Origin of the sequence: Xanthobacter sp. YC-JY1 (assembly GCF_021730305.1) — a bacterium.
GTDB lineage: Bacteria > Pseudomonadota > Alphaproteobacteria > Rhizobiales > Xanthobacteraceae > Xanthobacter > Xanthobacter flavus.
The window spans coordinates 992,387-1,017,725 of the sequence record NZ_CP032674.1; the positions used below are offsets into that span (position 1 = coordinate 992,387).

15 protein-coding genes are annotated in these 25,339 nt (G+C 67.5%); 11 read left to right on the forward strand and 4 right to left on the reverse strand.

Annotated elements, in window-relative coordinates; genetic code table 11:
* Window positions 1–12: 12 nt before the first annotated feature.
* From D7006_RS04640 to D7006_RS04650, 3 genes are all read left to right on the forward strand, one after another.
* Complete coding sequence (locus tag D7006_RS04640) at window positions 13–8,574, forward strand: GH36-type glycosyl hydrolase domain-containing protein (RefSeq protein ID WP_237355721.1); 8,562 nt, start codon at window positions 13–15, stop codon at window positions 8,572–8,574.
* Window positions 8,575–8,661: 87 nt separating this feature from the next.
* Window positions 8,662–9,081, forward strand: coding sequence for a CopG family transcriptional regulator (locus D7006_RS04645; RefSeq protein WP_237355722.1), 420 nt, complete (start codon window positions 8,662–8,664; stop codon window positions 9,079–9,081).
* Between the two features lie 92 nt (window positions 9,082–9,173).
* Entirely contained in the window at window positions 9,174–10,433 is a 1,260-nt protein-coding gene (locus D7006_RS04650; protein ID WP_237355723.1) for a PHB depolymerase family esterase, read from the forward strand.
* A 90-nt stretch (window positions 10,434–10,523) separates the two neighbouring features.
* On the opposite strand, the gene D7006_RS04655 is transcribed toward D7006_RS04650, so the two are convergent.
* On the reverse strand, window positions 10,524–11,486 hold the full coding sequence (locus tag D7006_RS04655; RefSeq protein ID WP_237355724.1) for an alpha/beta fold hydrolase: 963 nt from the start codon (window positions 11,484–11,486) through the stop codon (window positions 10,524–10,526).
* Window positions 11,487–11,676: 190 nt separating this feature from the next.
* Here D7006_RS04655 and D7006_RS04660 point away from each other — a divergent pair, with 190 nt between their 5' ends.
* Complete coding sequence (locus tag D7006_RS04660; protein ID WP_237355725.1) at window positions 11,677–13,788, forward strand: catalase; 2,112 nt, start codon at window positions 11,677–11,679, stop codon at window positions 13,786–13,788.
* Between the two features lie 57 nt (window positions 13,789–13,845).
* Here the strand turns inward: D7006_RS04660 and D7006_RS04665 are convergent, their stop codons facing one another.
* Both D7006_RS04665 and D7006_RS04670 read right to left on the reverse strand, forming a co-directional pair.
* Window positions 13,846–14,772, reverse strand: coding sequence for a hypothetical protein (locus tag D7006_RS04665; RefSeq protein ID WP_237355726.1), 927 nt, complete (start codon window positions 14,770–14,772; stop codon window positions 13,846–13,848).
* Window positions 14,773–14,929: 157 nt separating this feature from the next.
* Window positions 14,930–15,427, reverse strand: coding sequence for a ferritin-like domain-containing protein (locus D7006_RS04670; protein ID WP_237355727.1), 498 nt, complete (start codon window positions 15,425–15,427; stop codon window positions 14,930–14,932).
* A gap of 320 nt (window positions 15,428–15,747) precedes the next feature.
* Here D7006_RS04670 and D7006_RS04675 point away from each other — a divergent pair, with 320 nt between their 5' ends.
* The 3 genes from D7006_RS04675 (at window position 15,748) to D7006_RS04685 (ending at window position 18,965) form a co-directional block, all read left to right on the forward strand.
* Window positions 15,748–15,927 carry a CsbD family protein gene (locus D7006_RS04675; protein WP_237355728.1) on the forward strand — a complete coding sequence of 60 codons (180 nt, stop codon included), beginning with the start codon at window positions 15,748–15,750 and terminating at the stop codon, window positions 15,925–15,927.
* Window positions 15,928–16,119: 192 nt separating this feature from the next.
* A complete protein-coding gene (locus D7006_RS04680) occupies window positions 16,120–17,652 on the forward strand; it encodes a helix-turn-helix transcriptional regulator (protein ID WP_237355729.1) in 1,533 nt (510 codons plus the stop codon).
* Between the two features lie 146 nt (window positions 17,653–17,798).
* Complete coding sequence (locus D7006_RS04685; protein WP_237355730.1) at window positions 17,799–18,965, forward strand: histidine kinase dimerization/phosphoacceptor domain -containing protein; 1,167 nt, start codon at window positions 17,799–17,801, stop codon at window positions 18,963–18,965.
* A gap of 1 nt (window position 18,966) precedes the next feature.
* Here the strand turns inward: D7006_RS04685 and D7006_RS04690 are convergent, their stop codons facing one another.
* Window positions 18,967–19,866, reverse strand: coding sequence for a LysR substrate-binding domain-containing protein (locus D7006_RS04690; RefSeq protein WP_237355731.1), 900 nt, complete (start codon window positions 19,864–19,866; stop codon window positions 18,967–18,969).
* A gap of 234 nt (window positions 19,867–20,100) precedes the next feature.
* Between D7006_RS04690 and D7006_RS04695 the strand changes: the two genes are divergently transcribed.
* The 4 genes from D7006_RS04695 (at window position 20,101) to oiaK (ending at window position 25,043) form a co-directional block, all read left to right on the forward strand.
* Window positions 20,101–21,441 (forward strand): MFS transporter, encoded by a 1,341-nt coding sequence (locus D7006_RS04695; RefSeq protein WP_237355732.1) that lies wholly within the window; start codon window positions 20,101–20,103, stop codon window positions 21,439–21,441.
* 66 nt (window positions 21,442–21,507) lie between these two features.
* The gene (locus tag D7006_RS04700) at window positions 21,508–22,338 is read left to right on the forward strand and encodes a phosphogluconate dehydrogenase C-terminal domain-containing protein (protein ID WP_237356852.1); all 831 of its coding nucleotides are present in this window, start codon (window positions 21,508–21,510) and stop codon (window positions 22,336–22,338) included.
* Between the two features lie 90 nt (window positions 22,339–22,428).
* A complete protein-coding gene (locus D7006_RS04705) occupies window positions 22,429–23,673 on the forward strand; it encodes a ribulose-bisphosphate carboxylase large subunit family protein (protein ID WP_237355733.1) in 1,245 nt (414 codons plus the stop codon).
* On the forward strand, window positions 23,670–25,043 hold the full coding sequence (gene oiaK / locus D7006_RS04710) for a 3-oxo-isoapionate kinase OiaK (protein ID WP_237355734.1): 1,374 nt from the start codon (window positions 23,670–23,672) through the stop codon (window positions 25,041–25,043). Before D7006_RS04705 ends, oiaK begins: the two co-directional genes overlap by 4 nt.
* The last annotated feature ends 296 nt before the right edge of the window (window positions 25,044–25,339 follow it).

Below are 25,339 nucleotides of genomic sequence, written 5' to 3' on the forward strand. Positions count from 1 at the left end.
AGAAAGGTCCATTTGCTTTCCCATCTTCTCAGTGCCTTCGGGCGCGCGCCCGCATCTTCGCCGTGGGATCAGCAGCCCATCCGCGAGGAACTGTTCGGTGCGGAACGGCTTGAAGAGCACGCCCGCAGCCTTGCCTCCGCCCAGATGGTGGAGCCTCGGCTCGCCCGGGGACACGCGCTCTCCGCCCGCCTCGCCGACAATGGCGCCATTCTGCTGGCCGCCTACCGCGCCATCGCCACATCCGTCGCGGAAGGCGGTGCCATCACCCCCTCGGCGGAATGGCTGATCGACAATTATCATCTGGTGGAAAAGCAGATTCGGGAGATCCGCTCCGATCTGCCGCCGGGCTACTACCGCCAGCTTCCCAAGCTCGCCGGCGGGCCGTTCGCGGGTTATCCGCGCGTGTTCGGCGTGGCCTGGGCGTTCGTGGCCCATACCGACAGCCGCTTCGATCCGGAGATGCTGTCGCGCTATCTCACGGCCTATCAGGAGATCCAGCCGCTCACCATCGGCGAGCTGTGGGCGGTCTCCATCACCTTGCGGATCGTGCTGATCGAGAATCTGCGGCGCCTCGCCCAGGCGATCGTCGACGACCGGATCGCCCGGCGCGAGGCCGATGCGCTGGCCGATCGGCTGCTCGGCGCCGGCGGGACACCGGGCGAGCCGGTCGAAAGCGTGCTCGGCAAATATGAGCAGGGCCAGATCGCCGACGCCTTCGCAGTCCAGCTGGTGCACCGGCTGCGCGATCAGGACCCCAGGATCACACCGGCTCTGGTCTGGCTCGACCAGCGCCTGGCGGCGCAGCACACGACCGCCGACACGGTGGTGCGCGACGTGCACCGCAGCCAGGGCGCGGCGAACGTCACCATCCGCAATATCATCACCAGCCTGCGGCTGATCTCCGACCTGGACTGGCCGGACCTCTTCGAGCGCACCAGCCTCGTCCACGCTCTGCTGTCCGCCGGCAGCGCCTATGACGCCATGGATTTCCCGACACGCAATCTCTACCGGGACGCCATCGAGCAACTGGCGCGCGGGTCCCGCCGCAGCGAGCTCGACATTGCGCGGGAGGCCATTGCCGCGACCGAGCGGGCCTGCGCTGCGCATCCCGATCAGGGGCCGCTCCCGCGTGATTGCGAGCCCGGCTATTATCTGATTGGTAGCGGACGTCGCGCCTTCGAGCGACGCGTCGGATTTCGCCTGCCCATCAGCAATGTCTCCACCCACCTGAATCGGGCTTTCGGCGTCGGCGGCTATGTGGCGGCCATCGCCATCGCGGCCGCGGCGCTTCTGGCCCTGCCGCTTCTCGCGCTCGGCGCGGCCGGCGTCGGTGCGGCACAGCTCGTTATTCTCACCCTGCTCGGATCGGTGCCGGCCATTGATGCCGCGGTGGCGCTGGTCAATCGCGCCATGAGCTTCGGCTTCGGGGCAACGGCCCTGCCGGCGCTCGAGCTGCGCGAGGGCGTTCCCTCGCATCTGCGCACCCTGGTGGCGGTGCCCACCCTGCTGACGAGCCCCGCATCCATCGCGGAAAATGTCGAGCGGCTGGAGATCCACCACCTCGCCAGCCCCGAAGGCGACCTGCATTTCGCGCTCTTGTCCGACTGGACCGATTCCGAGACGGAGCATGCGGACGGCGACGACGCCCTGCTCGCCGAGGCCGCGGCCGGGATCGACGCCCTCAACGCACGTTACGGACCCGCGCCCGGCGGTGTCCGGTTCGCCCTGCTGCACCGGCGGCGGGTGTGGAACGCGGGCGAGGCGCGCTGGATCGGCTGGGAGCGCAAGCGCGGCAAGCTGCATGAGCTGAACCGCCTGCTGCGCGGTGCCGCCGACACGACGTTCGTGGACATCGCCGGATTGCCGCCGAGCCTGCCGGCTGACGTGCGCTATGTGGTGACCCTGGACGCGGACACCCGGCTGCCGCGCGACACGGTCCGCCGGCTCATCGGCAAGATGGCCCATCCGCTCAACCGCCCCCGCTTCGATGCGGCGGCGGGGCGCGTGGTGGAAGGCTATGGCGTGCTCCAGCCGCGCGTGACACCCTCTCTGCCCATGGGTGAGGAAGGTTCGCTGTTCCAGCGCACGTTTTCCTCCATGAGCGGCATCGACCCCTACGGCTCGGCCGTGTCCGATGTCTATCAGGACCTGTCGGGCGAGGGCTCCTATGTCGGCAAGGGCATCTACGACGTGGACGCCTTCGAGGCCGCGCTGAACGGGCGCGTGCCGGATTCCACCCTGCTCAGCCATGATCTGTTTGAAGGCGTCTTCGCGCGCGCAGGCCTCGCCTCCGACGTGGAAGTGGTGGAGGAGTTTCCCGCCCGCTACGACGTCAGCGCCCTGCGACGGCATCGCTGGGCGCGGGGCGACTGGCAGCTTCTGCCCTGGATCCTCGGACGCGGCCCCAAGCTCCCCGGCGCCACCCCCGGCATCGACACCATGCCCGTCATGGGGCGCTGGAAGATGCTCGACAATCTGCGCCGTTCGCTCTCGGCGCCGCTGGCCGTTGCGGCCCTGGTCGCCGGGTGGACGCTGCCGTTCGCCGCCGCGCTGTTCTGGACCGCCGCCGTGCTGGTCACCCTCGCGCTGCCGCACTTCATTCCCGTTCTCGCGGCCATCGTGCCCCGCCAGCGCGGCATCGCAGCCGTCAGCCATCTGCGGGCCCTGCTGGCCGACCTGCGGCTGGCCACCCTGCAATCCACGCTTAATGTGGTGTTCCTCGCCTACGAGGCCTGGCTGATGGGCGATGCCATCGTGCGCACCCTGTGGCGGCTGCTGGTCACCCGCAGCCACCTGCTGGAATGGGTGCCCGCCGCGCAGGCGAGCCTTGCCCGGCAGCTCGACCTTGCGGGCTCCTACCGCCGAATGGCCGGAGGATTGGTCATCGCAGCCGTCGCGGTGGCTGTCGCGGCCGTCGCGGGAGAGGGCGCCTGGCCGCTCGCGGCCGTGTTTGCCGTCGCGTGGGCGGCATCGCCGGCCGTGGCGTACCGCATCAGCCGTGCGCCCCATCCGGCAGGCCAGCTGGAAATGTCCGACGCCCAGGCCCAGACCCTGCGGCTGACCGCGCGGCGCACCTGGCGGTTCTTCGAGACGTTCGTGACGGCGTCCGACCATCATCTGCCGCCGGACAATTTCCAGGAAGACCCTGCGCCCGTGGTGGCGCACCGGACGTCGCCGACAAACATGGGTCTCTACCTTCTCTCCATCGCGAGCGCCCGCGATTTCGGATGGCTCGGCACCGACGCCGCTCTGGGGCGGCTGGAGGCGAGCCTTGCCACCATGGCGCGGCTTCCCCGTTTCCGCGGCCATTTCTTCAATTGGTACGATACTAGCGACCTGCGCCCGCTGGACCCGAAATACGTCTCCACGGTCGACAGCGGCAACCTCGCCGGGCACCTCATCGCGCTCGCCAACGCGCTCAACGAGTGGAAGACGTCCGCGCAGCCCATCGCCCAGCGTCTGGCCGGCATCGCCGATGCGCTGGACCTGACCCGCGAGGAGGCTGGCCTGCTCGCGGACGGACGGCGCACCCAGACGGTGACCCTCCCGCAGCTGGACGAGACCCTCGCCGGCCTTTCCGCCGGCGCGCGCCGGGGCTCTGCAGAAGGCGAGGACCCCGCCCTCCGGCTCGCCGAGCTCGCCGCCGGTGCGGACACGATGATGGATATCGCCCTCGCCCTAGCCACCGAGCGCGGTGACGCAGGCGGCGCGGACATGCTGTTCTGGGCGCGGGCCAGCCTCGACATCATCGCCAGCCATCGCCAGGACATCGCGGACAGCCAGACGCAGGACGCCGCGCTCGCCGCCCGCCTATCCGCGCTTGAGGATGACGCCCGCGCCATGGCGCTTGAGATGGAGTTCGGCTTCCTCCTCTCCCGCGACCGCAACCTCTTGTCCATCGGCTATCTGGTGGCGGAGGGGACGCTCGACCCCAGCTGCTACGATCTTCTGGCCTCGGAAGCCCGCCTCGCCAGCTTCTTCGCCATCGCCAAGGGGGATGTCCCCGCCAAGCACTGGTTCCGCCTCGGGCGCTCGGTGACGCCCATCGCCCATGGTGGCGCGCTGATCTCGTGGTCGGGCTCCATGTTCGAATACCTGATGCCGTCGCTGATCATGCGCGCACCCGCCGGCAGCCTGCTGGACCAGACCAACCGGCTCGTGGTGCGCCGGCAGATCGACTATGCGGCCGACCTGCGGGTGCCGTGGGGGATTTCCGAATCTGCCTACAACGCCCGCAACCTGGAACTCACCTACCAATATTCCAATTTCGGCGTTCCCGGCCTGGGGCTGAAGCGGGGGCTGGGCGACAATCTTGTGGTGGCGCCCTACGCGACCGCTCTTGCCGCCATGGCCGACCCCATCGCCGCCTGCGCCAATCTCGCCCGGCTCCGCGAGGCCGGCGGCCGCGGCCGCTACGGCTTCTACGAAGCGCTGGACTACACCACGAGCCGCGTCCCGGTGGGCGCGCGGCATGCCGTGGTGAAGGCCTTCATGGCGCACCATCAGGGCATGACCATCGTCGCCATCGCCGACACGCTGCTGGGCGGCATCATGCGCGCGCGCTTCCACGCCGAGCCGTTGATCCAGGCGACGGAACTGCTGCTGCAGGAGCGCACGCCCCGGGACGTGGCGGTGGTGCGCCCCTGGTCGGCGGACGGGCGGTCGACGGCCCGCGCCCGCGATCTCGATCCACCTGCCGGCCGTACCTTCACCTCCGCCCGGCAGGCGACGCCCGCCACCCACCTGCTATCCAACGGGCGCTATTGCGCCATGCTGACGGCCGCCGGCTCCGGCTACAGCCGCTGGGGCGACTTCGCCGTCACCCGCTGGCGGGAGGATCCGACCTGCGATGACTACGGCTCCTATGTCTTCATCCGCGACGTGCACAGCGGAGAGGTCTGGTCGTGCGGAGCGCAGCCCAGCGGCGTCGAGCCGACCGCCTATCATGTGACCTTCCACGAGGATCGCGCGGAATTCGTGCGCCGCGACGGCACGCTGGAGACATCGCTGGATGTGCTCGTCTCCGCAGAGGACGATGCCGAGGTGCGCCGCGTCTCGCTCTCCAACACGGGCACCCGTTGGCGGGAGCTGGAGATCACCTCCTACGCCGAACTGGTGCTGGCGCCCCAATCCTCCGACATCGCCCATCCGGCCTTTTCCAAGCTCTTCGTCGAGACGGAATACCTCCCCGATATCGGCGCGATCCTCGCGACGCGCCGGCGGCGCTCGCCGGGCGAGCCGGAGATCTGGGCCGCCCATTTCAGCGTGCTGGATGGCGAGGCGGTGGGCGGGCCGGAGATCGAGACCGACCGGGCCCGCTTCCTCGGCCGTGGTCATGGCGTGCGCGACCCCATCGCGGTCATCGATGGGCGCCCCCTCTCGAACACCACCGGCAGGGTGCTGGACCCGATCTTCGCCCTGCGCCGGCGCGTGCGGATCGAGCCGGGCGGCATGGCGCGGGTGGCGTTCTGGACCATGGCCACGCCCACCCGCAGCGCGCTGCTGGACGGCATCGACAGACATCGCGACACCGCCGCCTACAGCCGCGCGGCAACCCTCGCCTGGACGCAGGCCCAGGTCGAGCTCTACCACCTCGGCATCACCGCGAGCGATGCGGCCACATACCAGCGGCTCGCCGGTTATGCGATCTACGCCGCGCCGACGCTGCGCCCTTCGTCCGACACCATCCTGCGTGGCGGGGGGCCGCAGTCCGGCCTCTGGGCGCAGAGCATTTCCGGCGACCTGCCTATCGTGCTGCTGCGCATTTCCGATATCGAGGACATCGATGTCGCCCACGAGCTGCTGAAGGCGCACGCTTACTGGCGCATGAAGCAACTGGCGGTGGATCTCGTGATCCTCAATGACCGCCAGTCGTCCTACGTGCAGGATCTGCAGATCGCCATCGAGGCCCTCGTCCGCACCAGCCGCTCGCAGCCGCAGGCGGAGCGGAACGGGCCCACGGGACGGGTCTTCGTGCTGCGGGCCGATCTCATTCCGGGGGAAACGCGATCGCTCCTGTCCTCCATCGCCCGCATCGTCCTCGTGGCGCAGCGCGGCAGCCTCGTGGACCAGCTGGATCGCATCAGCGAAGCCGAATTCACCGCCAGCGCCGCGCCCAAGCGCCGCGTGGTGGTGCCGGAGCCGCCGCCTGTCGTGCCGGAGCTGGAATTCTTCAACGGCCTTGGCGGCTTCGCCGAAAATGGGCACGAATATGTGACCGTGCTTGGCCCGGGTCGGTCCACCCCGGCGCCGTGGATCAATGTCGTCGCCAACCCCGCGTTCGGCTTCCACGTGGCGACGGAGGGCAGCGGCTGCACCTGGGCTGAGAACAGCCGGGAAAACCTGATCACCCCCTGGTCCAACGATCCCGTCACCGACCGGAGCGGCGAAGCATTCTACCTGCGTGACGACGAGACCGGCGCCGTCTGGACCCCGACCGCCTTGCCCATGCGCGACGAGGCGGCGACTTATGTCGCCCGGCATGGTCGCGGCTACAGCGCCTTCACCCATGCGGCCCATGGGATCGCCAGCGAGCTTATCCAGTTCGTGCCGGTGGAAGGCTCGATCAAGATCGCGCGCCTGAAGGTGCGCAACCTGACCCATCGCCCGCGCCGGATCTCCCTCGCGGCCTATGTGGAATGGGTGCTTGGCCCGTCACGGGCCGCAACTTCTCCGTTCGTGACCACGGGCATCGACGACGAGACCGGCGCGCTGTTCGCCCGCAATACCTGGAATGGGGATTTCGGCGCCCGTGTCGCTTTCCTCGACATGGCCGGACACCAGACCGACTGGACGGGCGACCGCAGCGAATTCATCGGCCGGAACGGTACCCTCGCCGCGCCCGCGGCGATGCTGCGGGGCGGACGGTTCTCCGGGCTGGTGGGAGCGGGTCTGGACCCTTGCGGCGCCATGCGCACCACGGTGGATCTGCGCCCCAACGCCAGCGCGGAAATCGTCATCCTGCTTGGCCAGGGCGCCGATGCGGCGGAGGCCCGCGAACTGATCGCCCGGTTCCGCGCCGCCGACCTCGACGCGGTCCTCGCCGAAGTGACCCGAGGATGGGACGCCATCCTCGGCGCCGTCGAGGTGCACACACCCGACCGCGCCATGGACATCATGCTGAACGGCTGGCTGCTCTACCAGTCGCTGGCCTGCCGGGTGTGGGCGCGCTCGGCTTTCTACCAGGCAAGCGGGGCCTACGGCTTCCGTGATCAACTGCAGGATGGCATGGCCCTGGCGCCGCTGCGTCCCGACATGACGCGCGCCCATCTCCTGCGCGCCGCCGGGCGGCAGTTCGTGGAGGGCGATGTGCAGCATTGGTGGCTGCCCCATTCCGGCCGCGGCGTGCGCACCCGCATCTCCGATGACCGGGCCTGGCTCGCTTATGCCACCGCCCACTATGTGAAGGTGAGTGGCGACCGGGCGGTGCTCGATGAGGCGGTGCCCTTCCTGGAAGGTCAGAGGCTGCATCCCGGCGAGCACGAGGCCTTCTTCCCGCCCAGCGTCTCCGATCAGTCTGCATCCCTTTTCGAGCACTGCGCCCGCGCCCTCGACGAGAGCCTCGCGCTGGGCGGCCACGGACTGCCGCTGATCGGCACTGGGGACTGGAACGATGGCATGAACCGTGTGGGCGAAGGCGGCGAAGGCGAGAGCGTCTGGCTCGCCTGGTTCCTGCATGCCGCGCTGACCGCGTTTGCCCCCCTTGCCGAAGCAAGGGGAGAGCAGGGGTACGCCGCGCGATGGCGCGCGCACGCGGAAGGACTCCAGGCCGCCCTCGAGCGCACGGCGTGGGACGGAGACTGGTATCGCCGCGCCTTCTTCGACGATGGCACGGCCCTGGGCACGGCCATGAGCGAGGAATGCCGCATCGATTCCATCGCGCAGTCCTGGGCGGTGCTGTCCGGCGCGGGCGATCCCGCGCGGGCGGTCCGCGCCATGGCGGCGGTGGAGCGGGACCTCATCCGGCCGGGGGAAGGACTGGCGCTGCTGTTCACGCCGCCCTTCGACAGGACGCCGCTCGATCCCGGCTACATCAAGGGCTATCCGCCGGGCATCCGCGAGAATGGCGGCCAATACACCCATGCGGCGCTCTGGTCCGTGATGGCCTTCGCAACTTTGGGAGAAGGTGACAAGGCCGGTGCCTTGTTCTCCATGCTCAATCCCATCAGTCACGCGCGGACCCGCTCCGACGTGGTGCGCTACAAGGTCGAGCCCTACGTGCTCGCTGCCGACATCTATTCCGAGCCGCCCCACGCGGGCCGGGGCGGCTGGACCTGGTACACGGGCTCTGCCGGCTGGATGCAGCGGGCGGGGATCGAGAGCATCCTCGGGCTGCGCAAGGAAGGGGACATGCTGCGCCTCGATCCCTGCATCCCGCGCGGCTGGCCCGGGTTCGATCTCACCATCCGTCATGGCGCCGCGCGCTATCGGATCACCGTGGACAATCCGAAGGGGGTGAGCCGGGGCGTTGCTTCGGCCACCCTCGACGGCGTTGCATTGTCCACGAGTCCGCTCCTCATCCCGCTGCGCGATGAAGCCGGAGAGCATGACGTCCACGTCCGGCTCGGGTCCTGACGCGACAAAAACCTTCACCGGAGCCCCTTGTGCGGGGCGTCCGGCAGGGCCATTTACCATCCACACAGATGGTTTAGGGATGGAAAAATGGCCCAGAAGGTGCAGGAGCTAAGGCCGCGGCAGGCGGAGAGCGAGAAGATCACCATCAACCTCGGCTATGTGGACCTGGGTCAAGTGGACCTTCTGGTGCGCGAAGGGTTTTACTCCAACCGTACCGATTTCATCCGCACCGCCATTCGCAATCAGATCGACCGCCATGATGAGGCCCTGAAAAAATCGCTGAGCCGGCATCAGCTGGACCTCGGTCTGCGGCGTTATAGTCGCAAGGACCTGGAGGCGGCACACAATTCCGGCGAGATGCTGCATATCCATGTGCTCGGCATGGCGGTCATCGAGGAGGATGTCTCGCCTGAGCTGGCGCGGTCCACCATCGCCTCTCTTCAGATTCTCGGGGCTCTCCAGGCCAGCGCGGGCGTCAAGGCGGCACTGGCCGATCGGACCAGCTGACGACCTGAACCGCCAATGCTGGCCGTTTCAAGCCTTTCACCGCAGGGCCGGCTCCTGCGCTTTCTCAGAATGAACTTACGGAGCCGTACGAAATGGCCAGACAATTCAAGATCGACGTGCTGGAAGCCACACGCCTCACCCGTCAGGGCCGACTGGAAGAAGCCATGAGCGTGCTGCGTGACGGCCTTTCCGGCGCCCCTGACACCGATCGCCCTGCCGATGCGGACGCGGGCTCACAGACCGTCGATCTCGTCCCGCCTTCGCCGGAAACCGGCGGCGCCTGGACTGCGCCCGCAGCCACCAAGACGTCTGCCCCCGTCCTTGTCGACCACGGCACCGCCCGGCCCGCCTCCTGGTTGGACGGAATGCTTGATCTGGTCCTCGACGCCGGCCCCTCCGCCCGCGTCAAGGCGAGGGGACCCCGCGTGGGCACACAGGCGCCGGTGCCTGAAGGCGCGCGCTTCGAGGAGCGTAGTTTCGCCAATGAGGCCGGCCGTCGATCCTACAAGCTTTACGTGCCCCAGAGCCTGGCGGACGAGGCCGTGCCGCTGGTGGTGATGCTGCACGGCTGCACCCAGTCCCCGGACGATTTCGCGGCCGGCACGCGTATGAACGAACTGGCGGAGGAGCACGGCTTCATCGTCGCCTATCCCGCACAAAGCCACGACGCGAACGCCTCCGGCTGCTGGAACTGGTTCAATGCGAGCGACCAGAAGCGCGACCGGGGCGAGCCCTCTCTGATCGCAGGCATCACGCGCCAGATCATGGACGAGTTCCCGGTCGACCCGGACCGGGTATTCGCCGCCGGCCTGTCCGCCGGGGGCGCGACGGCTGCGATCATGGGCGCGACCTATCCCGATCTGTTCCGCGCCATCGGGGTGCATTCCGGGCTGGCATGCGGCGCAGCTCGCGACATGCCGTCCGCTTTCGCGGCGATGCGCCAGGGCGGAAGTCCGGCGCCATGCCGGAGCGATGGCACCGTCGTGCCCACCATCGTCTTTCACGGCGACGGCGACAGGACGGTCCATCCGGTGAACGGCATGCAGGTGGTGGCGCAGGCGGCCGCGCAGGCGCAGGGGGAAATGAAGCTCGGGACGACGGTCACATCCGGCCAGTCTCCGGGCGGCGTGGCCTACACAAGGGAAGTCCACAGCGATGCCGCGGGGCATGCGGTGCTGGAGAACTGGGTGCTCCACGGCGCCGGCCATGCCTGGTCCGGCGGCAGCCCGGCGGGATCCTTCACCGATCCGAAGGGGCCGGACGCGAGCCGGGAGATGCTGCGCTTCTTTGTGGAGAGCAGCCACGGCCGCGCGGAGCGCGGGCGTGCAGGGGGGCAGATACCTCGGCGCTGACCAAAAGTTTTACCCCGCCGCTCTCCGCGCCCAAACGGGACGCGGAGAGCGGCGGGGGTGTTGGATGGAACGGGTGCGGCGACGCAGGCTTCACATCCGCGTCGCGATTTCCCGCTCCACATCATCGATGGCGGACATGACTTCGCCCGTGGCGGTCTGGTGCACCATGTGCCCGCCGCCCTTGATCCGCCGGAACGTACTGCCCGGAATATCGTCGTGAAGCCGGCTCGACTGGTCGTCGATATCCACGATGCGGTCGCCCTCGCCGGCCACGATGGCCACGGGCATTCTGAGATCGCCATACTTCTCGCTGGCACCGTAGGCGGCCGGAATCATCAGCATCGCCTCGGCGGCCGAGGCCCGCAGCTGCGACGGGCGCAGAGCCATGTCGCGCGGGAAGGCGCCGAATTTGGCAGGAACTGCCGCCGGCCCGAACAGGGTGCGCAGCATCTTGGGCCACATCAGCCAGCCGAGGAGCGGCGACACCGTATAGCGCAGCACATCGCCGAAGCCCGGCACCGCAGGAGCCCCCATCGCAAGCGCGTCAGCCCGGAAGCCGGGGTAGTAATAGCCGGAAGCGAGGACGAGACCGGCAACCGCCTGCGGGTAGTCAGCAGCCAGCCTGACCGCGACGCAGGCACCCCATGAGTGGCCGAACAGGAGAAAGCGCGGCACGCCGAGCTGGAGCAGCGCCTTGTGGAATAGCGCGGCCTGCGCTTCCGCTGTCCAGATGGTGGCGCGCGGACGGGAGCTGTGGCCGAACCCGGGACGGTCGAACGCGATCACACGGTGGTGGTTCGCCGCCAGATCCAGGAGGCCGCTGGACTCAAGGTCATCGATCGAAACCCCGTTCCCATGCAGCAGCACGAGCGGCTGGCCAGTCCCGCGCTCCACATAATGAAGCCGCACCCCGTCCACCTCGATGAACTTGCCGTTCGGCGGATTGTTGCGCTCGGTCTTGCGCGCAATCAGCGCGTTGGCGACAACGGCGGCCACCGTGGCGGCCACTCCGGCAGCAAGATATATTTGGGTGTTGGTGGGGCGTGACGACATGATGAGCACTCCGTGATGGCATGCTCGATAACCCGCCAAACGAGAAATATAGCAGCTTTCAACGAACGCCCACCACCACGCGCGGTTCCTGTATTTATAGGCGGGCACAACCCGAATTTTGGGAACTTAGCGAAATCCCTCGCATTGAATTGAGCGCTCGCGCGCGAAATACTTTCGCGAAGGAAATCCAATGGCTAAAAAATCGGGCTTGTCCTCTGGCAAGCCGGCGACTGTCCATGACCAGAAGCTTCAGCGTGGGGCGGGCGGCGAGCTTCACCAGCTGGCGGGCGGCGACATCCCTGTGCTCACCACCGCCCAGGGCGGTCCCGTCGCTGATGATCAGAACACCCTCAGGATTGGCTCTCGCGGTCCCGCCCTGCTCGAGGACTTTCACTTCCGCGAGAAGATCTTCCATTTCGATCACGAGCGCATTCCCGAGCGGGTCGTCCATGCCCGCGGCTACGGCGCCCACGGTTTCTTCGAAACCTACGAGTCGCTTGCGGACTACACCCGCGCCGACCTCTTCCAGCGCGCGGGCGAAAAGACGCCGGCCTTCGTGCGCTTCTCTACCGTCGCCGGCTCCAAGGGCTCCTTCGATCTCGCCCGTGACGTGCGAGGCTTCGCGGTCAAGATCTACACCAAGGAAGGCAATTGGGATCTCGTCGGCAACAATATCCCGGTCTTCTTCATCCAGGATGCGATCAAGTTTCCGGACATCATTCACGCCGTGAAGCCCGAGCCTGACCGCGGCTTTCCCCAGGCTCAATCGGCGCACGACAATTTCTGGGACTTCATTTCGCTGACCCCGGAATCCATGCATATGATCATGTGGGTCATGTCCGACCGGGCCATTCCGCGCTCGTTCCGCTTCATGGAGGGCTTCGGCGTCCACACCTTCCGGCTGCTGAATGCCAAGGACGAATCCACCTTCGTCAAGTTCATCTGGAAGCCCAAGCTCGGCCTGCAGTCCGTCGTCTGGAACGAGGCGGTGAAGATCAACGGCGCCGATCCCGATTTCCACCGCCGCGACCTGTGGGAGGCCATCCAGTCCGGCAATTTTCCGGAGTGGGAGCTGTGCGTGCAGCTGTTCGACCAGGACTTCGCGGATAGTTTCGATTTCGACGTGCTCGACCCGACCAAGCTCATTCCGGAGGAGCTCATCAAGCCGGTCCCCGTCGGCCGGCTGGTGCTGGACCGGATGCCGGAGAACTTCTTCGCCGAGACCGAGCAGGTCGCCTTCATGACGCAGAACGTGCCGCCGGGCATCGATTTTTCCAACGATCCGTTGCTTCAGGGCCGCAACTTTTCCTATCTGGACACCCAGCTCAAACGCCTCGGCAGCCCGAACTTCACGCACATCCCCATCAACGCCCCCAAATGCCCGTTCGCCCATTTCCAGCAGGACGGGCACATGGCGATGCGAAATCCCGTCGGGCGCACGAACTATGAACCTAATTCGCGGGGCGAGGGGCCGCGCGAGGACCCTGTCCGAGGCTTCCGGTCGTTTCGCGAAGAGGTTGACGGACCGAAGGTGCGCCAGCGCGCCGAGAGCTTCGCCGACCACTACAGCCAGGCCCGGCAGTTCTTCAACAGCCAGACCGTGCCGGAGCAGAAGCACATCGCCATGGCGCTGACCTTCGAGCTCAGCAAGGTCGAGGCGGTGCCCATCCGGGAGCGGATGGTCGCGCACCTTCTGGTGATCGACGAGGCGCTGGGGGCCGCTGTGGCCGACAAGCTCGGCATGGATCCCCTGCCAAAGCCCGCCGATGCGGCTGTGTCGCCCCGCGATGACCTGCCGGCGTCTCCGGCCCTCAGCATCATCCTGAACGGCCCGGAGAGCTTCACCGGCCGCAAGGTGGGGGCGCTCGTCAGCAACGGCTGCGACGCGGGCCTGCTGAAGAAGCTGCGGGCTGCGGTGGAGAAGGAAGGGGCAATGATGGAACTGGTCGCGCCCAAGGTCGGGGGCGTCGAGGCCTCGGATGGCAGCCGGCTTCCCGCCCATCACATGATCGATGGCGGTCCTTCCGTGCTGTTCGATGCCGTGGTGCTGCTGCTGTCGGAGGAGGGGGCCGAGCGATTGACGGGCGAGGCGGCGGCGCGCGACTTCGTGGCGGACGCATTCGCCCACTGCAAGTTCATCGGCTTCACGACCGGTGCCGTGCCGCTCCTCGCCAAGGCTGGCGTCGCGCCTGATGCGGATGAGGGAATGATTGCCCTGGAGGGCGCCTCCGCCGTCCCCGGCTTCATCGAGAGCTGCCGGAAGCTGCGCCTGTGGGCGCGGGAGGGGAGCGTGAAGCTCTGAGGCTCTAGTTCAAAGAAGGGCATCGGCGGGGCTGAAAGCCCCGCCGATGCCCGGCACTCAGCGCGACATGCCGAGATACAGCGCCTCGTCGTCATCCCTCTGCCGCCCACCCATGGCGGCGGCGACACCGGCGACGAATGCGCCGACCAGCAGAGACAGGGCACCGAGAAGCGCGAACAAGGCTCCGGCCTTGCGGGCGGTGTCGGCCGCCTTCTGCGCCTTCACCTTCGCCGCCTCGGCCTGCGCCAGCACGGCATTCACCCGCTCGGTCGCTTCGGCCGGGGAGAGGCCGGTGCGCGCGGCCACGAGCTGGCCGAGATAGGCCCGGTCTGCCGCGGAGACTTCGCCTGCCGCCGCACTCGCCGTCAGGATGCGCGACGCCTGTGCCACCGCGGCCGCGTCACCTTCGCCTTCGGGAGCCGCCAGCCTGGCCGGATCGGCCGGGCGGAACAGCGTGTCGACGAAGTAGGAGACGGCGTCGGTTGCGCTGCCCGATCCCGCATTGGCAGCGGCACCGGCGGACGCGCCCATGGCCGCACCGGAAGCGACGTTGGACGCGGCACGAACGCCCGTTCCCACCGCTGACGACATGGCGGAACCGAGCAGGCCGGCAACCAGCAGCGTGGCGACCGCCCAAGCCATGAAGCCATGGGCCGTATCCCGGAAGAACGTCTCATCGCTATGGACGCCAACCCGCTTGGTTCGCAGCCGTCCGGTGAGATAGCCGCCGAAACCCGCCGAAAGCCACTGGACGATCACCAGCCAGATGACCGTGGAGACGGCGAAGGTGGTGATGCTGGCGCTCTCGCCGGCCCAGGGCGAGGCCATGGTCAGCCCCAAGCCCGAGCCGAGGAGCATCAGGGTCAAGGTGAGGGTGGCGGCAGCCAGGGCGCCGGCGAAGATCGCGCCCCAGCTGACCGCCGATGGGGACGGCTCCACGGCGGCCGCGATGGCAGGCACCGGTGGTGCGTAGGTGGATGACATGCGGTCCCCCTATCGCATGAACAGAGCGAGAAGAATGATGATCGGGATCGGAATCCCCAGCAGCCACAGTAGAATGCCTCGACCCATGGGTGGTCTCCTTGAATGAACGTGGTGGGAAAGCGAGGCGGCCGCCGATAAGCGCGGTGGCCGCTCTGGATCAGGCGGCCTTGGCGATGGCGTTGGCAGACTTATCCGCGAGCGCGGTCAGCGACTTGTCGGTCTGGGTCTCTTCGGCCAGCGTATGCTGGAGCAGGGCGGCGACATCGGTCAGCCCGAGCACCTCGGCCCAGCGCTTGAGCGTGCCGTAGCGGGTGATCTCGTAATGCTCGACCGCCTGGGCCGAGGAGATGAGGCCTGCGTCGATGGCCGGCGAACCCTTGAAGTTCTCGATGATCTCCTCGCCTTCGGCGACGATGCCCTCGATGGCATCACAGGTTTTGCCCTGCGCGCGCTTGCCGATGAGCTCGAAGACCTGCTGCAGGCGTTCGACCTGGCCTTCGGTCTCGTCCTTGTGCTTCTCGAACGCCGCCTTCAGCTCCGGCGAAGAGGCGGCGCGCGCCATCTTGGGAAGCGTCTTCAGGATCTTCCGCTCGGCGTAATAGATGTCCTTGAGCGTGTCGTGGAACAGATCTTCCAGCGTTTTTTCGCGGATCATGGGGTGTGTCCTTCGTCGTGCAGTATTGCACCGCCTTTCCCGAACGCGAAAAAAGCAGAATATAAAGCAGCCGGATGCCAGTTTTGTTCCCGCGTCAATCCCGTAAATAATCCAGATATATGAAATAGATCGGCGGGCAGATTGCTGCCGAGATCAAGTTTGAGCATCGTATGTCGAGCATTGATGCAGATGCGTCAGCTTAATTGGCGTGTCTGCATCTTTTAATCTCGCTCTCGCGGCCTATGTATTTGAAGATCGCGGAGGCGATCTGTACATCAGGTCCAGTCGCCGTGCGGTGAGCCGATAACAGGAGAGCTGCCATGTATAAGGATCGTGTCGCTGGTGCCGCCAAGCAGGTGAAGGGCACCATCAAGGAAGCCGCCGGCAAGGTGACGGGCGACGTCAAGACCGAAGCCGAAGGCAAGGCCGAAAAGTCCGCCGGCAAGGTCCAGAATGCGGTGGGTGGCGCCAAGGATGCCGCCCGCGACGCCCTGAAGTGATCCGGCGAGACGCGGGCCCTGCAGGCCTTGTCCGGCTTGCCGGCGGAATGATCTGACCAGATCCGCCCCTCTGCATCCGGCCGTGCCCCGCGGCCGGATGCGGCGCATCCGCGCACGTCGCGTTTGCTTTCCGTGCTGTGATCGGGCGAACTGGTCCCCGGGGACCTCGTTTTCGCCACACAGGGAAGCGCCATGGACACCGATGTTCCCAACGAGGCAGCCCTGCGCCAGCGGGTCGATCGACGCCAGCTTCAGCAGATCATCGCCGGGCTCGCCGAAGGGATCGTGCTGATCGATCCGGTCGATGGCATCGTGTGGGCGAACGAGCGTGCGCTCGCCCTGCATGATGTGGCGGAGCTTGCCGGCCTCGGCACCACGGCGGCAGGGTATCGCAAGACCTACCTGCTCAAATATCGCAACAATCACTTCCTGACCGACAGCCAGTATCCTATCGACCGGCTGCTCGCCGGAGAGCCGTTCGAGAACCTCGTCGTGGAAATCACCAATGCCGAGAGCCCGGACGATGGCTGGCGCCGCATCTGCCGGATTGGCGGCCGCAGCCTTTCCAACACCAAGGGCGAAGCGGAATCCCATGTTCTGGTGATCGAGGACCTGACCGATCGCTTCACAGCCGAAGAGCGCTTTGAGCGGACGTTCAACGCCAATCCGGCTCCCGCCATCATCTGCCGCCTGTCCGATCTGCGCTATGTGAAGGTCAACCAGGGCTTCCTGGAAATGACCGGCTATGCGCGAGAGGACCTGATCGGCCTCTCTGTCTATGAGCTCGACGTTCTCGAGGGCGCGCCGAACAAGGAGACCGCCATCGCCTGCCTGCGCGAGGGACGGACCATTTCGCAGACCGAGGCCACCATTCGCGTTGCCGAAGGCGGCTCCCGCTTCGTCATTGTCGCGGGGCAGCCCATCGAGCTTGGCGATGAAGGCTGCATGCTGTTCACCTTCATGGACATGGCCGAGCGAAAGATGGCGGAAGATGCGCTCCGCCAGAGCGAAGAGCGCTTTGCCTCCGCGTTTCGGATGACGCCCCTGCCGACCGCCCTCTCCACGCGCGAAAACCTTCGGCTGCTCGATGTGAACGCCGCGTTCGTCGCTCTGCTCGGCTACAGCGAGGAAGAGGCCGTGGGACGATCCGGTCCCGAACTGCCGATCTGGACCAGCGCGGTCGTCCGCCGCCAGATCGAGCGCAAGATCGCGGAGAGCGGAAGCTTCCGCAGCATCGAGGTGCAGCTGCGCACCAAGGCGGGGGATATCCTCGATTGCCTGATATCTGGGGAAACGGTCACCATCCACGGGCAGGACTGCCTGCTGACGGTCATCCAGGACATCACGGAGCGCAGGCGCTCGGAAGTGGAGCTCATCGCCGCCATCGAGGCCGTGATGCAGGATACTTCGTGGTTCAGCCGAACCGTCATCGAAAAGCTCGCCGAGCTGCGCCGCCCCCGGCGCTCGGACAAGCCGCGGGTGGGTCTTGCCGATCTGACGGCCCGGGAGCAGGAAATCCTCGGCTTCATGTGCGAGGGACTGGCGGATGCCGATATCGTCAAGAAGCTGGGCCTGACGCGCAACACGGTCCGCAACCACATCGCCCGCATCTACAGCAAGGCCGACGTCCACAGCCGCACGGCAGCGGTGGTCTGGGCACGCGAGCGCGGTTTCACCGGCACGCCGGGCAAAAAGGCATCTCCGCCCACACGCCCCAGGCGGTGAAGGGGCGCAGGCGCATCAGTTCGCACTGATGCAGCCGGCTCTATGGCAGTGGTCCCCCAAAGCCTAGTTTGATCGGCAGGAAAGCCGATGCTTTCCGTTGCCCCCACCAATGGGAGCGGATCGACGGGGACCAAGGAACGTCACGCATGAACCAGTCCGTTCCTCGTTCCCTCGAAGATGGCCTGGCCACGCCGGTCCCGCGCGGCCGGATGGCTGCGCCGGGCGAGGCGGCACTGGATCAGATCGTTGGACTGGCGGCCCTGCTGTGCGAGGCGCCCATGTCCGTGTTCACGCTCGTGGACGATGATCATCCGCAGGGAACAAGCCTCGGCTTCGGCTTCGCGCCGCACGAGGTGCCGAGCGACATGGCTCTGTTCGCCGAGGCCGTCCAGCAGGGCGGCATCTTGATCGTGCCGGACCTGACCCAGGACCCGCGGTTCAACACGCTTGCGTGCGTCACCCGCGCGCCCTTCCTGCGCTCTTACGCCGGTGTGCCGCTGGAAATGTCGGAGGGGCAGGGCGCCGGAACCCTGTGCGTCGTCGGACACAGCCCCCGCGATCTCACCCCTGTCCAGCGACTGGCTCTGCAGTCGTTGGCGCGGCACGCCTCGACGGAACTTGGCCTGAGACGGAGCCTCGACGCCGAGCGCGCGGCGCGGATCGAAGTCGCGCGACTGCTGTCGGAACGAAACGACCTGCTGGCCCGCAACGACGTCCTGAGGCGGGAAGCGGATCACCGGGTGAAGAACTCGCTCCAGCTGGTCGCCGCCATGCTGGGGCTGCAGGCGCGCCGGCTGTCGGATGCGTCGGCGGCGAAAGCCCTTGAAGATGCGCAGCAGCGCATCGGCGGCATCGCCGCGGTGCACGAGCAGCTCTACAGAAGCTCGGGTACGGACCTCGTCGAGGTCAGCGATTTCGTGGAGGGTCTTTGCGCTGCGCTGGCGGCCAATCGTCCGGCGAATGTGGATGCGCTCCGGGTCCACGCAGACAAGCTGACGCTCGAATCGAGCCAGGCGATGAACCTCGGCCTGCTCCTGTCGGAACTGGTCACGAACGCCTTCAAGCACGCCTATGCCGCTGGCACGCGTGGCGACGTTCGTGTCGTCCTCACCGCCGACGATCGCTGGATCGAACTGGTTGTCAGCGATGATGGCGCCGGCCTGCCCGCAGGCTTCAGTCCGGAGGGCGGCACAGGACTGGGCATGCGGCTGGTCCGCGCGGTGCTCGGCGAGTTTGGGGGAGCCATCACCGCAAAGACGGGGACAGGCGCGACCTTTGCAATCAAGATGCCGGTGACCCTGGCTACGGGCTAGCTCAGTTCCCGCCGCGCGCTTCCGGCCGGGGCGCCGCGCCGAATGTCGCCATCTCGCCTACGAGCCACGCTTCAAGCGCCTTCAATTCCGCGCGGATGGCCGCCTGCGGCGAGATCCATAGCCTCAGGTGCCGCGCGCCGGGCGTGAAGCCGAACGGCGCCACCAGCCGGCCGGATTGCAATTCGCTCAACGCCAGCATGTGCGGCACCACCGCAACGCCGAGGCCGCAGGCCGCCGCCTGGATGAGCAGATAGAAATGATCGAAGCTGCGCTGCGCCTTTAGGGTGAGGCCGCCATTGCCGGTCACCTCGGCCCAGTCCCGCCACGCCTCCGGCCGGGTGTTGGTGGCGAGCAGGTGCGCGCCCGCCAGATCGTCCGGCGTCACCAGCGGCATGGCGGCGAGATAGTCCGGCGCGCAGACCGGGCCGATCCACTCCGCGCCCAGTTCCCGGATGATGGCGTCGCGCGGTGGGGGGATGGTGGAGGATCGGATCGCCAGCGAGATGTTGTCGCGGCTGAAATCCACCTTGTCGTAGTTCATGTTCAGCTCCACCTGTACGTCCGGATTGCGGCGGTGGAAGCCGGCCATGCGCGGGATCAGCCAGCACAGCATGATGGAGGCCGAGCAGGAGAGGGTCAGCGGCCCCGGCCGCACCCGCTCGAGCGTCGCATGGATCACCCCGAACGCGGTCGTCAGTCCCTCGGCGAGCCGCTGTCCCTCGGGTGTCGGGTCGGTGGCGGTCCCCCGGCGGGCCAGCAACGGCACGCCGAGGGTCGCCTCAAGCGCCTTCACATGCCGGCTCACCGCGCCGTGGGTGACGCACAATTCCTCCGCCGCCCGGCTCATGCTCCGGTGCCGGGCCGTGGCCTCGAAAGCCCGCAGCGCCACGAGTGATGGCAAGGATTGGCTCGGCTGCTGGGACATGCTCTGAATGCTCTCGGTTCGCTGCAATGCAGCATCTTTGTTGTGAGTTTAGCTCACATCCAGTGGACAACAAATCGATTGTTCCCGAGGGCTCGGGGCGCCTAATGGCTTATGTCCAGCTCCCCGCGTTCGGCATGCCGCGCGTGGCCGGGAGCCCAAAATCAAGAATGCGCAGACGCCACTTCATCTGCCTTATCTGGGAGGATAACCATGCCTGAGCCCGAGGTGTCGGCCGTCGAGCGGTCGGCCATCAGCAAGGTCTGCTGGCGGTTGACGCCGTTCATCGGCCTGATGTTCTTCATCAACTTCCTCGACCGAACCGCCGTGTCCTTCGCCGGCCCCAATGGCATGACGAAGGACCTCGGCCTGACCGCCGCGCAGTTCGGCTTTGCCGCGGGCATCTTCTTCCTCGGCTACATCCTCCTTGAAGTGCCGAGCAACCTCGCGCTCCACAAGTTCGGCGCGCGGCGCTGGCTCGCCCGCATCATGGTCACCTGGGGCATCGTCGCCCTCCTGTTCACCTGGGTGAGCAGCGTGGAGGGCCTCTATTTCCTGCGCTTCCTCTTGGGCGTTGCCGAGGCCGGCTTCTTCCCCGGCGCGATCCTCTATCTCAGCCTGTGGGTGCCCTCGCGTCACCGCAACAAGGTGCTGGCGCTGTTCTACGTGGCGCAGCCGCTCACCATCGTCATCGGTGCGCCGTTCGCCTCGGCGCTGATCGGCGCCGATGGCCTGATGGGCCTCGCGGGCTGGCGCATCATGTTCTTCGGTGTCGCCGTGCCGGCCATCGCCGTGGGCGTGATTGCGTGGTTCTACCTCGTGGACAAGCCGGCCGACGCCAAGTGGCTCACCGCCGCCGAGCGCACGTGGCTGACCACCGAACTGGCGAAGGAAGAAAAGGCCAAGTCCGGGGCCCACAACATCCTCGCCTCCGGGGCGCTGCTAAACGGGCGAGTGTGGCTGCTCTCGTTCGTCTATTTCGGCCTCATCTACGGCCTCTATGCGCTGGCCTTCTTCCTGCCCACGATCATTTCCGGCTTCGAGGCGCAGTTCGGCTCCAAGTTCAGTGTGATGCAGAAGGGCTACATCACCGCCATTCCCTATCTGCCCGCGGCGTTCGCCCTGGTGCTGTGGAGCCGGCAGGCGGCGAAGACCGGCGTGAAGCCGTGGCACGTGGGCCTGCCCGCTCTGGTCGGCGCCCTGTCCATCCCGGTGGCGCTCTACATGAGCTCGCCGGCGGCGACGGTGGCGGTCATCACGGTCACGGCCTGCGCCATCTTCTCGGTGCTGCCGAACTTCTGGGCCATCCCCGCCCGCTTCCTGTCCGGCGCTGGCGCTGCGGCGGGCATCGCCCTCATCAACACGGTGGGCAACGCGGCCGGCTTTGCGGCACCCTTCATCACGGGATGGGTGAAGGATACCACCGGCTCCTTCCAGGCGGCGATGCTGCTGGTGGGCGGCTTCATGCTCCTCTCCGCCGTGCTGACCCTGGTGGTGGCGCGGCAGGGTGATCGCGTCGCCGACGGCACCGCGGCTCCGGCGCGCTCGGCCTGAGGGCCCCACAGAACAAACGCAGGGGCCGGCCCCGCCGGCGCCGATGCAGACGACGGGAGAAACATGATGGATGCGAAGATCGCGCTGTTCGGCGCCGGCGGAAAGATGGGCGTGCGCCTGTCCAAGAACCTCGCCAAGACGGACTTCCGCGTGGCCCATGTGGAGGTCAGCGAGGTCGGCCGCAAGCGGCTCAAGGACGAGGTGGGCGTCGACTGCATCGAGGTGGATGCCGCCCTCGACGGCGCCGACGTGGTGATCCTCGCCGTGCCGGATACGCTCATCGGCAAGGTCTCGCACGCCATCTCGCCGAAGCTGAAGGCGGGCACCATGGTGATGCTGCTGGACGCCGCAGCGCCCTTCGCCGGCCATCTGCCGGAGCGGCCGGACCTCATCTACTTCGTCTCGCACCCCTGCCATCCGTTGATTTTCAACGACGAGACCACTGAGGAAGGCCGCCGCGACTATTTCGGCGGCGTCGCGGCGAAGCAGTCCATCACCTCCGCGCTGATGCAGGGGCCGGACGAGGCGTTCGCGCTGGGCGAGGCGGTGGCGAAGGCCATCTACGCCCCCATCCTGCGCTCCTATCGCCTGACCGTTGAACAGATGGCGATCCTGGAGCCGGGCCTGTCCGAGACCATCTGCGCCACCCTGCTCGATGTCATGCGCGAAGCCATGGACGAGACGGTGCGGCGGGGGGTGCCGGCGGAGTGCGCGCGGGACTTCCTGCTGGGCCACATGAACATCCTTGCGGCGGTGACGTTCAAAGAGATTCCGGGCATGTTCTCAGATGCTTGCAACAAGGCCATCCAGTTCGGCAAGCCGCGGCTGATGCGGGACGACTGGCTCAAGTGCCTGGACAATGACGAGATCGCCGAGAGCATCCGCCGCATCACCTGAGCGGCGCCAGCTTCCCCGAGAGTCCGACCAATTCCTTAACAAAGACAATTGGTTGGGCTCGCTTGACAGACGACCTTGGGAACCCGTGTGATGAGCGATCGTGTCCATGCCACCTACTGGATGGAGACCGGGGGCGACCCGGCGCGGACGGCGGAGGTCATCGCCGGGGAGCAGTCGAGCGGCACCTTCGTGGCGCTGGCCACCGAGACGGCGGAGCTGAAGCAGCGCTCGGGGGCGAAAGTCGAGCGTCTCGAGATACTTGATGTGGTGGACCGGCCCAGCCTGCCGGGCGCCATGGCGTCCGATCGCTATACCCGGGCGACGCTCGAACTGTCCTGGCCGGTGGAGAATTTCGGCCCATCCTTGCCGAACCTGATGTCTACCATCGCCGGCAATCTGTTCGAGTTACACCAGGTTTCCGGGCTGCGTATCACCGGCCTTCAGCTGCCATTCGGGTACACGTCAGCTTTCAAGGGTCCGGCGTTCGGCATTTCCGGCACCCGCCGCCTCGCCGGTGTCTCGGAGGGGCCCATCATCGGGACCATCATCAAGCCCTCCATCGGCCTCACGGCGGAGGAGACGGCGCAGCAGGTGCGTGAGCTGATCGCCGGCGACATCGACTTCATCAAGGACGACGAACTGCAGGCCGATGGCGGCCGCTGCCCGTTCGAGGAGCGGGCGCGTGCGGTGATGCGGGTGGTGAACGATGCCGCCGACCGGCGGGGCCGCAAGGTGATGGTGGCCTTCAACATCACCGGCGACCTGGATGAGATGCGCCGCCGTCATGACCTCGTGCTGGAGCTGGGGGGCACCTGCGTGATGGTCTGCCTCAATTCCATCGGCCTCGTGGGGGTGCGGGAGATCGCCCGCCACGCCCAGTTGCCGTTGCACGGCCACCGCGCCGGCTGGGGCACTCTTTACCGCGCCCCGGCGCTGGGGTGGGACTATGCCCCCTGGCAGCAGCTGTGGCGGCTGGCGGGGGTGGACCACCTGCATGTGAACGGGCTCTACAACAAGTTCTCCGAGAGCAATGAGAGCGTCATCGCCGCCGCCCGCGCGGTGCTGTCGCCCATCAATGCCGATGCCCCCATGGAGGCCATGCCGGTCTTCTCCTCCGGCCAGACCGGACGGCAGGCAGCGGAGACCTATGCCGCCATCGGCTGCGCCGATCTCATCCACACGGCGGGCGGTGGCATCTTCGGCCATCCCGCCGGGGTGCCGGCGGGCGTCGAAGCGCTCCGGGCGGCCTGGCGGGCGGCCATGGCGGGGGCGAGCCTCGAGGACGAGGCGAGCCGCAACACTGCGCTGAAGACCGCGCTCGGCTTCTGGCGATGACCTCTGAGGCGAAGACCGGGGCGGCGCTGCCGGAGGGCCTGCTCCTCGCCTATTATGGCGACGACTTCACCGGCTCCACCGATGCGCTGGAGGCGATCACGGCGGCCGGCGTGCCCTCGGTGCTGTTCCTGCGCCCGCCCACCGAGGACATGCGCGCGCGCTTTCCCCATGCCCGGGCCATCGGCCTTGCCGGCTCCTCGCGCGGGCGCTCGCCGGAGTGGATGGACAAGGAGCTGCCGCCCCTGTTCGCCCGCCTCGCCGCGCTGGGCGCGCCTGTGCTGCACTACAAGGTGTGCTCCACCTTTGATTCCGCGCCGCATGTGGGCTCCATCGGCCGCGCCATCGATCTCGGGGTGAAGCAGATGGGCGGCGCCTGGTCGCCCATGGTGGTGGGCGTGCCGCGCCTTGGCCGCTACCAGATGTTCGGCAACCTGTTCGTCACCTGGAACGGCACCACCTACCGGCTCGACCGCCACCCCACCATGTCGCGCCATCCGGTGACGCCCATGGACGAGGCGGACCTCTCCCGCCACCTCGCGCGCCAGACGGACCGGCGCATCGCCCTCATCGATCTCGCCGAGATCCGCTCCGGCAAGGCGCAAGCGCGCTGCGCGGCGCTGCGGGGTGATGACGCGCCCGTGGTGCTCATCGACGTGATGGACGAGGCCACGCTGGTGGAGGCCGGACGGCTCATCTGGGAGAATCGGGGAGACGGCCTGTTCTCCGCCTCCTCCTCCGGCCTGCAATATGCGCTCGCTGCCTATTGGCGCAGCCTCGGCCTGCTGCCGGAAACGCCGGGCCTGCCCAAAGCCGTGCCCGTGGAGAAGATCGCCGTGGTCTCGGGCAGTTGCTCGCCGGTGACGGCGGCGCAACTGGCTCATGCCCGCGCCGCCGGCTTCCACACGGAGCGGCTGGACCTGCCCCGCGCGCTCTCGGAGGCTGACGGGCCGGCGGAAATCGCCCGCGCGGTCGCTTCCGCCGTGGATGCGCTCTCGCGCGGCCAGAGCCCCGTCATCTACAGCGCTGAGGGGCCGGATGATGCGGCCGTCACCGGCTTCGACGCCACCGCAGCCGCGGCCGGCCTCTCCCGTGCCGATGCGGCGCGGCGGGTGGGCACGGTGCTGGCGGAGATCATGCGCCGCATCGTGGAGAGCGGCGCGGTGCGGCGGGTGATGGTGGCGGGCGGCGATAGTTCCGGCGAGGTGATGGAGGCGCTCAACATTTTCGCCCTGGACATCGTCGCCGGCCTCGCCCCCGGCGCCCCCCTGTGCCGGGCATGGTCGGACGACGCCCTCTATGACGGGCTGGAACTGGTGCTGAAGGGCGGTCAGATGGGGCCGACCGATTTCTTCCCGCAGGTGAAGGGCTGAGGCGCGCCGTACTCGGATAGCCGCGGCTCAGACGCCCGGCTTGCCTTGATGGCGCCGGCCCCGTGTGCGGGCCTCATTTTCGTGATCATGAAAGACCTCAGCCGCAGGTGCCCAACTGGCATCTGGCGGCCGGGCGGCTTGCCCACGTGCCACCGGAGCAAAGGGAGTCGGAGCGCAGGCGGGGCCGGTCGCTGCCCGGCGCGGCGCGTGCCGAACCCACCAGATGATACCCCATGCGCCAAAATAACCGTCCGCGCCCCTGAGCCGGGCGGATGGACGTGGCTGGACTGTCTAAA

Excerpts from the sequence above, each read along its gene's own strand:
- D7006_RS04645 (WP_237355722.1), top strand. The coding sequence starts at position 8,662 with ATGGCCCAGAAGGTGCAGGAGCTAAGGCCGCGGCAGGCGGAGAGCGAG.
- D7006_RS04650 (WP_237355723.1), top strand. The coding sequence starts at position 9,174 with ATGGCCAGACAATTCAAGATCGACGTGCTGGAAGCCACACGCCTCACC.
- D7006_RS04655 (WP_237355724.1), bottom strand. The coding sequence starts at position 11,486 with ATGTCGTCACGCCCCACCAACACCCAAATATATCTTGCTGCCGGAGTG.
- D7006_RS04660 (WP_237355725.1), top strand. The coding sequence starts at position 11,677 with ATGGCTAAAAAATCGGGCTTGTCCTCTGGCAAGCCGGCGACTGTCCAT.
- D7006_RS04665 (WP_237355726.1), bottom strand. The coding sequence starts at position 14,772 with ATGTCATCCACCTACGCACCACCGGTGCCTGCCATCGCGGCCGCCGTG.
- D7006_RS04670 (WP_237355727.1), bottom strand. The coding sequence starts at position 15,427 with ATGATCCGCGAAAAAACGCTGGAAGATCTGTTCCACGACACGCTCAAG.
- D7006_RS04675 (WP_237355728.1), top strand. The coding sequence starts at position 15,748 with ATGTATAAGGATCGTGTCGCTGGTGCCGCCAAGCAGGTGAAGGGCACC.
- D7006_RS04680 (WP_237355729.1), top strand. The coding sequence starts at position 16,120 with ATGGACACCGATGTTCCCAACGAGGCAGCCCTGCGCCAGCGGGTCGAT.
- D7006_RS04685 (WP_237355730.1), top strand. The coding sequence starts at position 17,799 with ATGAACCAGTCCGTTCCTCGTTCCCTCGAAGATGGCCTGGCCACGCCG.
- D7006_RS04695 (WP_237355732.1), top strand. The coding sequence starts at position 20,101 with ATGCCTGAGCCCGAGGTGTCGGCCGTCGAGCGGTCGGCCATCAGCAAG.
- D7006_RS04700 (WP_237356852.1), top strand. The coding sequence starts at position 21,508 with ATGGATGCGAAGATCGCGCTGTTCGGCGCCGGCGGAAAGATGGGCGTG.
- D7006_RS04705 (WP_237355733.1), top strand. The coding sequence starts at position 22,429 with ATGAGCGATCGTGTCCATGCCACCTACTGGATGGAGACCGGGGGCGAC.
- oiaK (WP_237355734.1), top strand. The coding sequence starts at position 23,670 with ATGACCTCTGAGGCGAAGACCGGGGCGGCGCTGCCGGAGGGCCTGCTC.